This is a genomic window from Pseudoalteromonas aliena, assembly GCF_038155085.1.
In the GTDB taxonomy this organism is placed as follows: domain Bacteria; phylum Pseudomonadota; class Gammaproteobacteria; order Enterobacterales; family Alteromonadaceae; genus Pseudoalteromonas; species Pseudoalteromonas aliena_A.
In genome coordinates this window covers 1-220 of sequence record NZ_JBAKAU010000170.1, presented here as the reverse complement: position 1 = coordinate 220, position 220 = coordinate 1, and the positions used below count along the sequence as shown (strand labels likewise).

The window sequence follows — 220 nt, the reverse complement described above, 5'->3', positions numbered from 1 at the left end:
GTTAATATTTGTTTTTGCATACCAAGCCATTTCGCTAATATTAAACCCGCCAGTAGGGAAGTTGTCGGCCATACCCAGTGGGGTTAAATAGCGGGGTTTATTACCGAGCTCCTCTATATCGGCTTTATTAAAATGATCGTAATGAATATGTGAGTACATCACAGCGTCTAAGTTTTTAAGTTCACTTTTTGATAGCCAATCGCCGGGCTGCCTGTAAAAC

1 pseudogene is annotated in these 220 nt (G+C 40.9%); it reads right to left on the bottom strand.

From position 1 onward, the window contains the following. A pseudogene (locus V6260_RS18970) lies at positions 1 to 220 on the bottom strand (MBL fold metallo-hydrolase); the annotation flags it as partial.